11 protein-coding genes are annotated in these 14,996 nt (G+C 44.5%); 5 read left to right on the top strand and 6 right to left on the bottom strand.

The genetic code is table 11. The features are described 5' to 3' along the window. The 3 genes from IM507_RS03600 to IM507_RS03590 all read right to left on the bottom strand — a co-directional run. Positions 1–192 (bottom strand): DUF29 domain-containing protein (locus IM507_RS03600; protein WP_287636623.1); only part of this gene is annotated, 192 nt, incomplete at its 3' end. Positions 193–235: 43 nt separating this feature from the next. Beyond that, the gene (gene msrP, locus IM507_RS03595) at positions 236–1,219 is read right to left on the bottom strand and encodes a protein-methionine-sulfoxide reductase catalytic subunit MsrP (RefSeq protein ID WP_287636622.1); all 984 of its coding nucleotides are present in this window, start codon (positions 1,217–1,219) and stop codon (positions 236–238) included. Between the two features lie 85 nt (positions 1,220–1,304). Next, on the bottom strand, positions 1,305–2,690 hold the full coding sequence (locus IM507_RS03590) for a cytochrome P450 (RefSeq protein ID WP_287636621.1): 1,386 nt from the start codon (positions 2,688–2,690) through the stop codon (positions 1,305–1,307). Positions 2,691–2,953: 263 nt separating this feature from the next. Here IM507_RS03590 and IM507_RS03585 point away from each other — a divergent pair, with 263 nt between their 5' ends. Further along, positions 2,954–3,709: a TVP38/TMEM64 family protein gene (locus tag IM507_RS03585; protein ID WP_002733498.1), complete on the top strand. Its 756-nt coding sequence runs from the start codon at positions 2,954–2,956 to the stop codon at positions 3,707–3,709. Positions 3,710–3,714: 5 nt separating this feature from the next. Here IM507_RS03585 and IM507_RS03580 read toward each other — a convergent pair whose 3' ends face one another. The 3 genes from IM507_RS03580 to IM507_RS03570 form a co-directional block, all read right to left on the bottom strand. After that, on the bottom strand, positions 3,715–4,338 hold the full coding sequence (locus tag IM507_RS03580) for a ribonuclease HII (protein WP_002733771.1): 624 nt from the start codon (positions 4,336–4,338) through the stop codon (positions 3,715–3,717). Next, positions 4,335–6,506, bottom strand: coding sequence for a ribonuclease E (gene rne, locus IM507_RS03575; RefSeq protein ID WP_287636619.1), 2,172 nt, complete (start codon positions 6,504–6,506; stop codon positions 4,335–4,337). The genes IM507_RS03580 and rne overlap by 4 nt, the downstream gene beginning before the upstream one ends. Positions 6,507–7,313: 807 nt before the next feature. Beyond that, positions 7,314–8,069, bottom strand: coding sequence for a DUF2232 domain-containing protein (locus IM507_RS03570; RefSeq protein WP_002732287.1), 756 nt, complete (start codon positions 8,067–8,069; stop codon positions 7,314–7,316). 524 nt (positions 8,070–8,593) lie between these two features. Between IM507_RS03570 and ylqF the strand changes: the two genes are divergently transcribed. The 4 genes from ylqF (at position 8,594) to IM507_RS03550 (ending at position 14,234) form a co-directional block, all read left to right on the top strand. Then, positions 8,594–9,433: a ribosome biogenesis GTPase YlqF gene (gene ylqF, locus IM507_RS03565; RefSeq protein WP_002793875.1), complete on the top strand. Its 840-nt coding sequence runs from the start codon at positions 8,594–8,596 to the stop codon at positions 9,431–9,433. 161 nt (positions 9,434–9,594) lie between these two features. Continuing rightward, the gene (locus tag IM507_RS03560; protein WP_002731974.1) at positions 9,595–11,079 is read left to right on the top strand and encodes a glutamate synthase subunit beta; all 1,485 of its coding nucleotides are present in this window, start codon (positions 9,595–9,597) and stop codon (positions 11,077–11,079) included. Positions 11,080–11,252: 173 nt separating this feature from the next. After that, positions 11,253–13,277 (top strand): tetratricopeptide repeat protein, encoded by a 2,025-nt coding sequence (locus IM507_RS03555; protein WP_184891216.1) that lies wholly within the window; start codon positions 11,253–11,255, stop codon positions 13,275–13,277. Positions 13,278–13,382: 105 nt separating this feature from the next. Then, positions 13,383–14,234 carry a tetratricopeptide repeat protein gene (locus IM507_RS03550; RefSeq protein ID WP_123230823.1) on the top strand — a complete coding sequence of 284 codons (852 nt, stop codon included), beginning with the start codon at positions 13,383–13,385 and terminating at the stop codon, positions 14,232–14,234. Positions 14,235–14,996 lie beyond the last annotated feature (762 nt).

Raw genomic sequence — 14,996 nt, 5'->3', positions numbered from 1 at the left:
TAGTTTCAGCAAATGTACCAGCAATTGAATCAAAGGATTTTCAATTTTGCGTTTTTCACTCCTCCCCATACTTGCTAATTCCTCCAGTAAATTCTCTAAATCTACCCGCTCAAACTGTCTCGCTTGCAGTTGATTAATAGTAGTTCTAATCCAGAGATAAAAGTCTTGTTCGTACAGAGTTTTATTGTCCATAGATACTTAGTTAAACTGAATAAAACGAGGGTAATCATCAAAATCAACTATACAAACTAGCCACATATTCACCGTAGCCATTATAGGGCAGAGTTTCGATAATTTCCCAAGATAAATCACTTCTACTGCCGATAAATTTCTCCGTTGCTTGCGACCAACGGGGATGGGGTTTACTGGGGTTGACATTAGCCTCAAAATCGTATTCGTGAGCGTCAATTGTGTTCCAGTAGGTGGCGGGTTGTTTGGCGGTAAATTCAATTTTTACTATCGATTTTGCCCCTTTAAAACCGTATTTCCAAGGAATAACCATTCGCAAGGGTGCGCCGTGTTGTTTTGGTAAATCATGTCCGAAAATTCCCACAGCAAAGAAAGCTAATTCGTTGGCCATTTCCTCAATTCTTAAACCTTCTGTATAGGGCCAGGGTAAGGCTCCTAAATGTAATCCTGGCCCCTGGGTAATTTCTGGATCATAAAAGGAGGTAAAACGGACGAATTTTGCTTCGGGTTTTGGTTCCACTGCCGCAATTAAAGCAGCCATGGGAAAACCAAGCCAAGGTAAGACCATTGACCAAGCTTCCACACAACGAAAACGATAGATTCTTTCTTCGAGAGGAAAGGTTTTTTTAATAGTATCTATATCGTAGGTTTGGGGATTTTTTACCAATCCTCCCACTTCTACCGTCCAGGGATTCGTCGGTAGTTTCTGCGCTTTTAACCAGATATTTTTCCCCCCTCCGAACTCATAAAAATTGTTATATCTCCCCGCTACAGTTTCGGCAGCTATGGGGCGATTTACCGTTAAAAACTGCGGATTTTTGCTGAACCCTTCAATTTTAGGTAATTGCAAACTTTTTTCTAAAGCTTCCGAGGAGGAGGATTTACCACAAGAAGTTAATAATAGGGAACTCCCCGCAATTCCTGCCCCGATTAACCCCTGTAAAAAGCGACGACGGTTAAAATAAACACTTTCAGAAGTAACTTCATTTTCGGAAATTTGCCAAGATTTAGCTAAACGAATTAAGACCATAATTATCCCCAATTTTATTGACAAAAAAGCAGAGTTATGATATGGGATACCACAACTCTGATTGTACAATAGTTTGTCAGTTTTTTTAAGAAATTTCGGCGAGCATGGGGGCAGTCACCAGAGGTTCCCGTCGTCCTTTTAAGACCATGGGAACTCCTCGCGAGGGAGCAAGGGTGACACCGCGGCGACTGGGTTTTTCAGGGGTATTATTAACTAGAGTTAACTGATAATTGGCCAAAATTGTGGCGATAGCGATTTTCATCTCGTAGATAGCTAAAACTTCCCCGATACAACGACGCGCTCCACCACCAAAAGGCATATATTCGTAGGGGGTGAATTGTTTTTCTAAAAAGCGTTCTGGTTTAAAAATATGGGAATCGGGGAAAGTTTGCTCACGGTGGTGAGCTAGATAAATACAACCCATAAGAATTGTCCCTTTTTCTAAAGGATAACCATCTAGTTCTACCGGTTCTTGCACTACTCGCGGAAAAGTTAACATTGCCACGGGATGAATGCGTAAAGTTTCCGAACAAACCGCCGAAAGATAGGGTAATCGAGTTATATCAATGGGGTTAGGATTATCTCCTAAAGTGGCTATTTCTTGGAGAATTTTTGCTTTAATTTCTGGATAGCGATGAGTCCAGTAGAGCACCCAAGATATAGCGGTGGCGGTGGTTTCATGACCTGCGAATAATAAGGTCATTAATTCATCGCGCAATTCCTTATCGCTCATCGGGTTGCCTTCTTCATCCCGGGCCGACATCAGTAGTGATAAAATATCACTACGATTGGGGTTAGGATTAGCTTTTCTTTCGGCAATTTCTGTATAGATAATATCATCAATTTTTGCTTGGGAACGCTGGTATTTTCCCCAGGGACTCCAAGCACCCAAATCAGCCTGCAAAATTGGGAAAAATAACAAAGAAACCATCACCGGAGAGTTAAAAATATCGAGCATTTCAGCCAGAATTTTTTTCAGGGTTTGATAACGTTCCCCTTGACTAATTCCAAAAACTGCCTCCATAATTACTTGTAAAGCAATCGCTGTGGTCGCTGAACGGGCCTTAAAAGGTTGATTTTCGGGCAATTCTGCCATTACTCTTAGGGTAATATCGCGGATTAAATCGCCGTAGAAACGCATTCTTTCCCCGTGAAAAGGTGGCAATAAAAGCTGACGGCGTTTTTTGTGGATGTCTCCGTCTAACATGATGACGGAATAATCACCAATAATCGGGGCAATAATCCGATTGGTTTCCCCCGGTGCCGAAAATTTTTTACGGTCATTAGTTAAAATTTGTTGTAGGGCTGAAGGACTACTGACAAAGATAAAATTATCTACAGTTAAACCCACTTTTGCGCTAAAAATATCGCCATGCTTGCGGGCGGCATTTTCCATAAAAGCTACGGGATTAATGATCCATTGTGCCATTTGCAGGAAGGTGGGGACTTTGACTTCGGGGAGGATTTTCATAGATTAATTGCTATATCCAATGCTAATTATTTCTAATTGTGACATTTTTTCCCCAGAGACGGCAAGGTGCAATATCAAGTAAACGGCAAAAATTACCCGGCTGTTGCTTGTCTTATCTTCTCAGAAAGACTGGGATTTTCTGGGAATTTTTAGGATTGGCTTTCTGGTCTAAACAATGATAATCGGGGTAGAATAGCCCCAGTTCTATTTAATTCGCTTCTGTAGTTCAATCTCTTTTTTTTCATTCCTTATAGGGACTTTTTATGATTATTTCCAAGTTTTTGCCCTCGGAAAAAACTGTGATTATCAGGCATTTGCTGTTATTAACTACATTTAGCCTTGTTTTTCTCCTGACTACTCCCCCCGCTTTTGCTGTTGAATCCAGTGCCTCCACTGGTTTTAATCCTCAAACTATTCTTTTCCATGCCTTGACTTGGGTGGATAGTTTGGGGTCTGTGGGAGCGATCGCGTTTATAATTATCTATATTCTAGCTACTGTGGCCTTTTTTCCCGGTTCAATCCTGACTTTAGGGGCTGGTGTAGTTTTTGGCGTAGTTTTAGGCTCTTTTTACGTCTTTATCGGGGCAACTATCGGCGCTACTGCCGCTTTTTTGGTGGGACGTTATCTGGCTAGGGGGTGGGTGGCGGAAAAAATTCAAGGTAATAATAAATTTCAAGCTATCGATGAAGCTGTGGGGAAAGAAGGTTTAAAAATAGTGCTTTTAACCCGTTTATCTCCCATATTTCCCTTTACTCTGCTCAATTATGCCTATGGTGTCACCGGGGTTTCTCTGAAAGATTATCTAATAGGTTGCGCGGGCATGATTCCGGGGACAATAATGTATGTCTATATTGGCTCTTTAGCGGGCAGTCTTGCCACTATCGGGACCTCGGCACCAGCCACTAACCCAGTTTTACTATGGACTATTCGCCTTATTGGTTTTATCGCTACCGTTGCCGTCACCCTCTACGTCACAAAAATTGCCCGTCAGGCCCTGGCATCAGTTCTCAGTGAGTAAACCCCTCAATCGCCATCCCCACCCCACTCCGTCCTTGGGTGGGGACTGACGCGGATTTGTTGACAGGGACTAAAAGAGAGCCGGTGCTGAGAAGTAAGTCCATGGTTGCCAATCGCTTCTAGGTGTTGAGCAGTGCCATAACCCTTGTGACGAGGGAGTCCATAATCGGGATAGCGTCCGTGCCAACGAGCAATTAAGTCATCGCGCCAGACTTTGGCCACGATACTAGCCGCCGCAATTACCGGCGATTGTTGGTCTCCCTGAATTACCGCCTTTTGGGGGATTGACAAATCTTTAATAATGTGCTTGCCATCGATCAAACAGAGACTGGGGGAAAGGGGTAATTTCCCGATAGCTCTGCTCATTGCCAGTAGAGAGGCATGAAGAATATTCAAGCGATCGATCTCTTTCACCGTAGCATAACCGATGCGACAAACAAAATCCCGTTGTATTTGCGGGCTCAATTTTTGCCGTTTTTGGGGGCTAAGTTGCTTACTATCCTTCACCCCCAACTCCCACAGCTGCGGAAAACCAGAGGGGACAGTGACCACTACCGCCGCCACCACGGGGCCAAATAAAGCCCCGCGCCCCACTTCATCGACACCAGCAATTAAGGGTTCTGCGCTCATGACTCATCGACAGTGGCGGAGGAACGACGACGACGACGACGCAGCACCGTGGTTTCGGCCTCTACTTGTGGCTCCTCCGTCACCTCGGCGCTCACCGGGGTTTCTAAAGGAATGACTTCGCCGAGAAAAACTGGAGTTTCGGGCGCAATCGGTTCGGGCGTAAAACTCGCTGGCGCACTAGCTTCTTGGTTGATTTCCTGACTAACTTCGCTAGTGGTGGGACGACGACGACGGCGCACCAAGGAACGATTTTCGGCTTCCTCGCCAGTTTCCGTCGCCTCTATGGGGGCGGTGGCGGCTGTGTCCTCGGCCTCTAGGGTAGGAGTCAAGGATATTTCAGGAGTGGCAGCCGTTTCTGGGTTTTCCGCTTCCCTTTCCCCTGGCAGTTTCACGGAAACAATCACCGATTTCGGGTCTTTAAACTCCTTATCCACGAGAATCAGGGGAGAAATGCCCATTAAAGAATAAACTTCCTGTTCTACGGGGGTCATTTCCACGGAAACCCGCTCCCGTTCGGTGACGGGGATATTTTTGCCAGCACTGGCATCTTCTCCTCGTTTCGAGAGACGGGCGGGGCGTTCTCGTTTTTCCTCAAGGCGTTGGGGTTCTGATTCCGGCTCGATTTCGTTGTTAACACCGTTAGTAGAGGCTTTTTCGCCCCGTTCCTCTTTGAGTAACAGTTCCGAGGGACGACGACGACGGCGACGGCGAGAATTATTAACCTGTTCTTGGTAGTTGGGATGGAAGGAAAGATCTATATCTTGGGCGTTTTCTTCGGCCTCAAATTCGGAGAAAACTTCTAGATAGGGTTCGGCCGCCGCAACGCTAGGAGCGCTCTTATCGGGTAGAACTTTTGTATTAGTCGTGGCGATGACAAGGGTTTCTTTTTCCGCGCGGCTAAGGGTGGGGGTTTCCAGGGCGATGGCGTTGCCTTCTCCGGGTAGATGGGCTAAATGGCCCAGTCCGCCGCAATGGTCACAGGTTTTGCCGAATAATTCATAAATGTTTTTCCCCTGACGCTTACGAGTTAATTCCACTAACCCCAATTCCGATAATTGGGCAATCTGGGGCCGGGCTTTATCGCTTTTCAGGGCTTTATTAAACAATTCCAGCAGTTTCAACTGGTCGCGACGGGAATCCATATCGATGAAGTCCACCACCACCACACCGCCGATATTTCTCAAGCGCAGTTGTCGAGCGATTTCTGTGGCAGCCTCGCTATTAGTCCAGAGTACGGTTTCCCGGGCCGTGGCCGAACGGGTAAAGGAACCGGAGTTAACATCAATTACCGTTAAAGCTTCCGTCGGTTCGATGATAATGTAGCCGCCGGAGGGTAAATCAACCCGGGGTTTCAGGGCCTCGCGAATGGCGGCATTAACCCGGAAATAGTCGAGAATTGGCTGGGTTTCCCGATGGGAGTCGATATAAACCCCTTCGAGAGCTTTGCCGCCGCCCCAGTTCGTCAATTGCTGTTTAACTCGTTTTACCGCCATCGGGTTATCCACAACAATGCGATTGACATCGGCACTGTACATATCCCGCAAAACCCTTTGAATAAAGTCATCATCGCGGTTCAGCAGGGCCGGGGCGCGGCTGCTGACGGCCATCTGTTGGATGCTCTCCCACTGTTTTTGCAGAAATTCCAAATCCTCGATAATCGCCTCTTCCGCTTTACCTTCGGCCTCGGTGCGTACCAGCAACCCCATCCCTGCCGGTTTGACCAAAATCCCTAAAGCTCGTAAACGGGAGCGCTCGTCTTCACTGCGGATGCGACGGGAAAGATTCACCCCGCGACCATTGGGCATCAATACCAGATAACGACCGGGGAGAGTGACATTTCCCGTTAGTCGCGGTCCTTTATTGCCAGTGGGTTCTTTCATTACCTGTACCAGCACTTTTTGCTGGGGGGCCAGTAATTCCGTGATAGCACCGGCGGTTTTTTTCAGTCTTAGGGGACCCAGGTCGGTGACATGGATAAAGCCATTGCGTTCCGCATCGCCAATATTGACGAAGGCTGCATCTATCCCGGGGATGACGTTTTCTACTAATCCTAGATAGATGTCGGCCACCTGTTGATTACCTGTGGCTACAACTAATTCCTGAATTTGATCTTCCCAAAAAACAGCCGCTATATGGTGTTGTTCGGCTATGATTATTTGTTTTGGCATTCAATTTCCTCAATCTTTCGGTTTCAAAAGCGACGGACCATGGGCTATTTGTCTATGCTTTGAGGCTACTTCCGGAAATCTGGTCTTGTTAAGAAAGTTCTAAGAAGATGAGTCCGCATCGTTAAAGCCTCATCTTGATATTCATCTGCCCCCCAGACGTGGGAACTGAGTCTTGGTTTCAGTTGTTAAGTCTGTTTGGCAAGTGCTGGCTTGACCCACAATTGGACAAGCACAGCCAGGAGACGAGATTTTCAATTAATCCCTGAGTCTTGCTCGATAACAGCATTTTTTATCCGTTTCCGCCGGTTCTGTCTATCAGAATCTAGGAAAAAAGGAGTTTTTGAGTTACTCCCCTCGGCAACAGGTTTCTGTGGAAGGGAAAATAGCGCACTTTTCGATTTTCCAAAAACCACGATTCTTTTAAGAAATGCTTTAATCGAGTCTTATAGACGACTATAACTCACTCGGTCACTCTCTGACAAGACGATAATCGGGGAAAAATGATCGATTAACAGTTGACTGGAGATACTGACCATAAAGCACTAAGGGACTTGCGTGGGAATAATATCCCAGCCAGAAAATCGCTCTGTAGAAGAATCAGACCGGCCAGATGGCATATTATCAAAGCGCAAGTCCCTTAGCTGCGGAGGCGCTCGAAGGCTCTCCCCCTACTTAGAGTGATCAGCAAACCTGAACGCTCGGAGGGCGCAAGCATTGCGCCCCTACAGTAACGGATTTTGTCCACAATGTAGGGGCGAACTGCGTTCGCCCAAAAGGTAGATTATCAAAGCGCAAGTCCCTAAATAATTACTCATAATCTAGTATGACCTGTACCCATTTGGGCGGACGAGGAATCGGATTACCGAGGCGATCAAGAACTAATAACGCCACTAAATGCACGGCAAATAAGTATAATAAACTATTGACAAATATGCCCACAACTGCTATCGATTGCACTTGCAGCAGCGTCGGTTTAGCGAGAATCCCTAACTGGGTGAAAATCCAATCAATAAAATTAGTCGCTTGGGTAATCACATATAACCAGAGATTTTCGCCTAAAAGAATTGAAAACAGCCAAAAACGAAAGAATAAACCAAAAGCCCCCAACAGTCCCCCAGTCAAGATAGAAAATTCCCAGCGCGCACCCCGGCGCCAGCATAGCCCCAATTGTACCCCCATCAAGCCGTGGGGAATCAAAAAGACAATACTGCGAGTCGGTCCCATCAACACCGACAAAAGTAAACTAGAAACTAATGCTGTCATCCAAGCACAGCGAGCGCCCCAACGTAAATAGGCTAAAGCGATAGGAATCGGGAAGAAAACCCTTAATAACGGTCCGAGGGGAAAATAATAATCAATTAACCAGATTAAACTGGTAGCACTGGCCAAAAAAGCCGTCTCCACCGTGATCAGGGTAGAGATAGACTTGAGGGGAGATGGTTGGATAGGTTTAGCAGTGGGTTTATCTAGGGGTTTCCCTTCTTCCCCGAGATCTACCCAATTGGTTTCATCTATTGTCTCTTCTGAGGATTGAGCGGGAGCATTAGCGTTAGAATCGTTCATTCTATCAGTTATCCGGTGGTCGGTACGGGTTGGCCGGCTATCCTTAGCTTAGACTTGCGACTCCCAGTCAGGCAAGAGGCAAAAAATAAGTAGGTAGGTGTTAACAATTGTCAACCCCCCTGATTAAGGGGATCGAACCTAAAATCTATCTTTAATTTAATTAGGGCTTGCTGAATAAATGTGAAATTTAGGCAAGGTAAGGGTTTTGTGGTTTTTCTCGCGAAACAGCTGCAAGATTTTGAGAGAATCGTGCTTCCAAACCTTGCGTCTTCATCAGATTTTCTATCCGAATGCTTCGCCCGTACTTTTTGCCGCAAACCCTAATTATAACCAGCTACTTAGTTCCGCCATAGAACTCCCTTGAGCCATCTTGCACACTTTTCTCTTTTTGTCAAATTTTATGTTAAGAAAGATGTAACGAATGAATAGCTTAATAAGGAGGAATCTGATAATTTTTAACACCTACCCACTTAGCTATCTAGGGACTATTCCTGATAAGATCTAATTTTATACTCCCATCTCCCATGTCGTTAATTCAATGGTATCCCGGTCATATTGCCAAAGCGGAAAGAAAACTAAAGGAACATCTTAAACTCGTGGATGTGGTCCTAGAAGTGCGCGATGCTCGCATTCCCTTAGCCTCCCATCATCCCCAGGTGGACGATTGGATTGGCAATAAACCGCGCTTATTAATCTTAAATCGTCTCGATATGATTCCCGAATCTGCCCAGCAACAATGGGTAACATGGTTTAAAAGTCAAGGAGAAACCGTCTATTTTACTAACGCTAAACAGGGAGAAAGAGTTAAAGCAATTATCAAAGCGGCGGAAAAAATTGGCGATGAAATTAACCAAAAACGTCAACTAAGAGGAATGTTACCGCGTCCAGTGCGGGCCGTGGTGATTGGGTTTCCCAATGTGGGCAAATCTGCCCTGATTAACCGTTTATTAGGGCGAAAAGTCGTTGCCAGCGCCCGCAGGGCCGGAGTAACGCGACAATTACAATGGGTACGAATTTCCGACACCTTAGAATTATTAGACGCACCGGGGGTGATTCCTTCCCGTTTAGAAAATCAAAAGGATGCGGTGAAATTAGCTATCTGTGAGGATATTGGGGATGCTGGTTATGATAACCAAAGGATAGCGGCGGCTTTTGTCGATTTATTAATAGAATTACACTATGAAGGTCTTTTACAATCTCGTTATGGGTTGAATACTCTAGACATAACCGGGGAGGATTTTATCGAAAAATTGGCCAATCTCAAATATCAAGAAGATAAAGAAAGGGCAGCCATGCAGTTACTCAATGATTTTCGTAAGGGAATAATCGGGGCTATCCCCTTAGAATTGCCCCCTTCCTCTTGAAATCGCCTATTTTTAACTCAATAGTTAATTAACCAATTTGTCAAAATTACCGCCTGTTAGTCCACTGAGCTGCCGATAAGATTAAAGAAATCGGTAAAGTTGCGGGGATCGATCGAACTGTGAAGGAAGATAGGGAATAAACGACAGAGATAACAAAGACTATGGGCAAACCGACTGGCTTTATCGAATTCCTGCGTGAACTTCCTTCCGAACTTACCCCCCTCGATCGCCTTCATAATTGGGATGAGTTTCATCTTCCCATGCCAGAAGATAAACTCCGCAATCAGGCCGCCCGTTGTATGGATTGTGGTACACCATTTTGTCACACGGGAACCCTAATTAGTGGCATGGCCAGTGGTTGCCCGATTAATAACCTGATTCCCGAATGGAATGATTTAATCTATCGAGGATTGTGGCGAGAAGCCCTCGATCGCCTCCATAAAACCAATAATTTCCCCGAATTTACCGGTAGAGTCTGCCCCGCTCCCTGTGAGGGTTCCTGTGTTCTCGGTATTCATAATCCCCCCGTTACGATCAAAAATATTGAATGTTCGATTATCGACAAAGGTTGGGAATCCGGTTGGATTACTGCCAATCCCCCCGCCATCCGTACCGGCAAAAAAGTGGCTGTGATCGGTTCCGGACCTGCTGGATTAGCGGCTGCCGACCAGTTAAATAAAGCTGGTCACTGGGTGACGGTTTACGAACGGGCCGACCGACCCGGAGGCCTGTTGATGTACGGTATCCCTAACATGAAGTTAGATAAGGAAGAAGTGGTTCTGCGTCGTCTCCAGATGCTGGAACAGGAAGGGGTAAAAATGGTCTGTAACACGGAAGTGGGCAAGGATATCAGCAGCCAAGACCTATTAAACGAATATGATGCCGTGGTTATCTGTACCGGAGCCACCAAACCCCGGGATTTAAACATCGAAGGTCGCCAATTAAAGGGCATTCACTTCGCCATGGAGTTTCTCACAGCTAATACAAAAGCACTACTAGACGGACAGCCCGGGGAGGATTTTATCTCGGCTGCGGGTAAAGACGTGGTAATTATCGGCGGTGGTGACACGGGAACCGACTGTGTGGGGACTTCCCTGCGTCATAACTGCCGTAGCGTCACCCAATTAGAGATTATGCCGCAACCGCCCCGCGAACGGGCCGCCGATAATCCCTGGCCCGAATGGCCAAAAATCTACCGTCTGGACTATGGACAAGAGGAAGCAGCCGCACGTTTTGGCGATGACCCCCGGGTTTATACCACCACAGCGACTAAATTCGAGGGGGATAGCGAGGGTAACGTCACAGGGATTCACACGGTACAGGTGGAATGGCAACGCAACGAAAAAGGGCAGTTTATCCCCCAACCGGTGGCAGGAACAGAAAAAGTCATCCCGACGCAATTGGTTCTATTGGCCATGGGATTTTTGGGACCAGAACAGCCTTTACTCGATGATTTAGGCTTAGAAAAGGATGCCCGCAGCAATATCAAGGCCGAACATGGTCAATTTGCCACTAGCTTACCGAAAGTCTTTGCAGCGGGAGATTGTCGTCGTGGTCAAAGTTTGGTGGTTTGGGCGATTAATGAAGGTCGCGGGGCCGCCAGGGAATGCGATCGCTTTTTGATGGGGGCGACGGATTTACCTTAAACCAGTAGTTAGGGACTTGCGTGGGAATAATATCCCAGCCAGAAAATCGCTCTCTAGAAGAATAAGACCAGCCCTAAATGGTACATTATCAAAGCGCAAGTCCCGAAACGCTAAAAATAGTTTGTTTTGAAGTAAAATTTACCATTTACCTAGAGATTAGGAGCATACTTATTATGTTCAACTCAAAGAAGCATCGAATTATCATTATCATAGGAGCAGCAGTATTAGGTCTTTTGGTTCTTGTCCGTTTGATTATAACTAATAATCCTAAGTGGTTGTATAAAGAAGGACAGAAAGCTCTCGAATCTAATGATTATGAAAAAGCTCAACAATTTTGCGAAAGGGCTACTCAAAAACAGGCAGATTATTTGGAAGCGTGGAATTGTCAAGGTGAAGCTCTCAGTTTTTCGGGAGAATATGAAGCAGCGCTCTCTGCTTATGACAAAGCATTAGAAATTGACTCCAAGAATTTTGATACCAGAATTGGACGGGGTAATACATTAATGAAATTAGAAAAACCAGAACAAGCTCTCAAAGAATTTGAGCAATCTGTTGAAATTAATCCCAAGTCTCCTCTAGCTTGGACGAGAGTAGGTGATGCACAGAAAAGTATTCTTGATGCTCAAGCAAAGACAGGTGATGTAGAAATAGAAGCATTTCGTAAGACATATCAAGCATCATTAGAAGCTTATGAAAAAGCGATTGAGATTTCTCCCGATTATGATGAGGCTTGGGTGAATCGAGGATCTTTGTTGTTGAGTATAGGAGAAACTCAAGAGGCTCTCGAATCTTTTGAGAAAGCAACTAAGATTAATCCGAATTACGCCAAAGCATGGTTTGGTAAAGGAAGCGCACTGGGAGCATTAGTAAAGTATGAACCTGCTCTTGTCTCTTTTGAAAAAGCTCTGGAAATCAACGCAAACTATTACGAAGCTTTAGTTGGTAAAGGTAGCGTTTTAACTGAATTAGGAAAACATCAAGAAGCTCTGGAAACTTGTGAAAAAGCATCTCAAATCAAACCTGAAGATTCAGGGGCTAAGTTTTGTCAAGGATGGGCATTATTTAGAGATGGGCGATATGATAAGGCTCTAGCTACTACTGAAAATATTTTAAATAAAGATTCTAAAAACTATGTAGCTTGGAGTCTGAAAAGCGTAATTTTGGTCAAATTAAAACGCTATGAAGATGCCCTTAAGGCTAACGAAAAAGTTGTAGAAAACGTTCCAGGAGACCCTACAGGATGGAGTAATCAAGGAGATATATTCTACTATTTAAAACGCTACGAAGAAGGATTAAAATCCGCTAACCGTGCGATTCAGCTTTCTCAAGAACAGAACATTCCAGAATCAAATGATACTTGGTTTATCCGAGGCAACATTCTCACTGCATTGGAACGATACAGAGAGGCACTCGAATCCTATCTTAACGCGGTTAAAATCAAGCGTGATTTTGAAGCAGCCTACAATGCGGCTGGTAACACTTTTATGAAAGTAGGAGAATATCAATATGCTCTTGACATTTATAATAAAGCTTTAGAGATTAAACCAGATTATTACTATGCCCAAGAAGGAAAGGGAAATGCACTCTTTCAGTTACAACGATATCAAGATGCCGTAACTGCCTATGATAAGGCAATAGAAACAATTCAGAAGCTACCGAAAGATGAGCGAATCGCCTATCCAATTCATGGGGTATTAAACAACAAAGGAAAAGCTTTAACCGCTCAAGGAAAATATCAAGAAGCTGTGGCTGCTTATCAAGAAGCTGTCCAGCAAAAAGAAGATTATGACGCGGCCTGGTTTAATTTAGCTAAGGCGTTAGTTGTTTTGAAAAGGTATGAAAATGCAAGTGGGGCGTTTGAGCAGGCTATCAAGCTAAATCCTAAGTGGCAAGCTGCTAAAACTGAACTAGAGCAAGCCCAAATTTTATTAGCTAAAACTCCAGTTATCGGTATTTCTATGCGCCCCCATGAGGGGAATGGGGTTTTAGTGGTTAAAGTTTACCCTGATTCACCAGCACAGGAAGCAGGAATGAGGGAACAAGATGTTATTTTGAAGATTGAAAACACAGAGGTAAACAGTATTGATGATGTCCATTATCAAATACGTTCGAGAAATATAGGGGAGGTAATTGATATTGAAGTTAGCCGCAATGGTTCACCGACATCTATTTCAGTCAAACTAGGAGGGAAAAATTAAGCAACATAGCGAAGAATCAGGGTTTTGAGGATTTGCTGATTGACAGGAAGCACGGCAATACTGTTCGCTTGGTATCATAAACAATAAGATAATAGGAAAACTACCATGTTAATCAAGTTCAGTAAATTCCCCTCTTTTTTGTGTAAGCTAATCATTATATTGGTGACAATTGTTGGTTTAGATGGCTGCTCATCTCTTTCCCTATTTGGCAATCCCAAACTCAAACAGGCTCTCGAATTCATAGAAGCGGGTGACTACCAAAGTGCTTTCAAGCTTTGCGATGAGGTAGTAACAGAATACCCAGATAATTTTGAAGCTTGGAAATGTAAAGCTAAATCTTCCTACGGCTTGGGTAATTATCGAGAGACTATTCCTCTATCTAAGGAAGCACTAAGAATGCGTGAGAATGATTTTGAACTCTGGAATATTCAAGGATTGGCTTACCTAAAAATCAACAAAAAAAATGAAGCACTAGCTTCCTTTGAAAAGGCGATAGAAGTAGAACCTCAAAATGCGCTTGGCTGGACAAATAAAGCTTTTGTTTTTACTAAATATGGAAAGTTTAAAGAAGCACAAGAATCGAATGAAAAAGCCATAAAAATCGAACCAGAAGACCCTACAATTTGGAGTCTTCAAGGGCAAATATTAGTAGAATTAGGAGACTATAACGAAGCAGTTAAATCTTTTGCTCAGGTAATCAAACTTCAAGAAACTCCTGAAGCTTGGGTAGAAAAAGGAAAGGCTTTATATCTAAACCAAGAGTATGAAGAGGCGCTAGCATCCTTTGAGAAAGCTATTAAAATTAACCCTAACTCTGCTCGAGCTTGGTCTTTTAAAGGGAAGGTTTTATCTCAAATTAATCAAAACAAAGAAGCTTGTGCTGCTTTCCAAGAAGCTTTGCGCCTTGAGCCAAATTCACCCCAAGTTGAGACTTATATCAAATTATTGTGCCGCTAATTTCCTAGTTTAATCTGTAGAATCCAGATGATAAATCAACAACGTCTTAACACAGGAAAATTGATTGCCTTGACGACAGTATTCATACTGAGCAATTATGGTTGTTATGGGAGCATCTCACCTTTGTAACTCCTAAATTGAGTTTTATGTCAAGCTATTTTGAAAGCCTTACCAGAAGCAAGTTTTAGCGACAAGCATAATTACTCACTTGCATAAGTGAGATGCTCCCGGTTGTTATCGACCCACTGAGCAACCTGAACAGGCAAACAGTCCGACTCCAAATGAACCCAGAGAACAGGAAAACCCGACTCTTGAAAAACCCAAACCTTCTCGACAACCTAGAACGGAAGAAGAAACGAGGATTTGGGTTAACGAACAAGCTAGTCCCTCGGTTGTAGCCAGAGCGCGATCGCCGATCTGGTAGGGTGCGTTCCCTAATGCAAGTGCTACTGCTCCAGCGATCGATTTTGGGGAACGCACCATGCCCATTGATTGAAGCTGTGGGTTAAAGTGCGATGCCGCTCTTGTGGGCTCAGTTGGGGAATGTTAGCGAAAATTCCCAATGTTTGGGTTAAAATAGAGGGCAAAAGTTGCCACAGGGTCAAGCCAATGACAGTTCGTCAACCCCGCTACAGCAAAGAAGAATTCGCTCGACGTGGTAATGAGATTTATGAATCTCAGGTACGTTCTCAAGTGGAGGAGGGAAATCAGGGGAGAATTGTGGCGATCGACATCGAAACTGGAGCGTTTGAGCTTGCCGAC

This window comes from Microcystis sp. M20BS1 (assembly GCF_020245305.1).
Classification (GTDB): domain Bacteria; phylum Cyanobacteriota; class Cyanobacteriia; order Cyanobacteriales; family Microcystaceae; genus Microcystis; species Microcystis ichthyoblabe_A.
Note: the sequence above shows the minus strand (reverse complement) of the source record. Positions and strands in the feature narration are given on the sequence as shown.

What these genes read in the sequence shown, in the direction of transcription:
- msrP (WP_287636622.1), bottom strand. Translation starts at nt 1,219, where the DNA reads ATGGTCTTAATTCGTTTAGCTAAATCTTGGCAAATTTCCGAAAATGAA.
- IM507_RS03590 (WP_287636621.1), bottom strand. Translation starts at nt 2,690, where the DNA reads ATGAAAATCCTCCCCGAAGTCAAAGTCCCCACCTTCCTGCAAATGGCA.
- IM507_RS03585 (WP_002733498.1), top strand. Translation starts at nt 2,954, where the DNA reads ATGATTATTTCCAAGTTTTTGCCCTCGGAAAAAACTGTGATTATCAGG.
- IM507_RS03580 (WP_002733771.1), bottom strand. Translation starts at nt 4,338, where the DNA reads ATGAGCGCAGAACCCTTAATTGCTGGTGTCGATGAAGTGGGGCGCGGG.
- rne (WP_287636619.1), bottom strand. Translation starts at nt 6,506, where the DNA reads ATGCCAAAACAAATAATCATAGCCGAACAACACCATATAGCGGCTGTT.
- IM507_RS03570 (WP_002732287.1), bottom strand. Translation starts at nt 8,069, where the DNA reads ATGAACGATTCTAACGCTAATGCTCCCGCTCAATCCTCAGAAGAGACA.
- ylqF (WP_002793875.1), top strand. Translation starts at nt 8,594, where the DNA reads ATGTCGTTAATTCAATGGTATCCCGGTCATATTGCCAAAGCGGAAAGA.
- IM507_RS03560 (WP_002731974.1), top strand. Translation starts at nt 9,595, where the DNA reads ATGGGCAAACCGACTGGCTTTATCGAATTCCTGCGTGAACTTCCTTCC.
- IM507_RS03555 (WP_184891216.1), top strand. Translation starts at nt 11,253, where the DNA reads ATGTTCAACTCAAAGAAGCATCGAATTATCATTATCATAGGAGCAGCA.
- IM507_RS03550 (WP_123230823.1), top strand. Translation starts at nt 13,383, where the DNA reads ATGTTAATCAAGTTCAGTAAATTCCCCTCTTTTTTGTGTAAGCTAATC.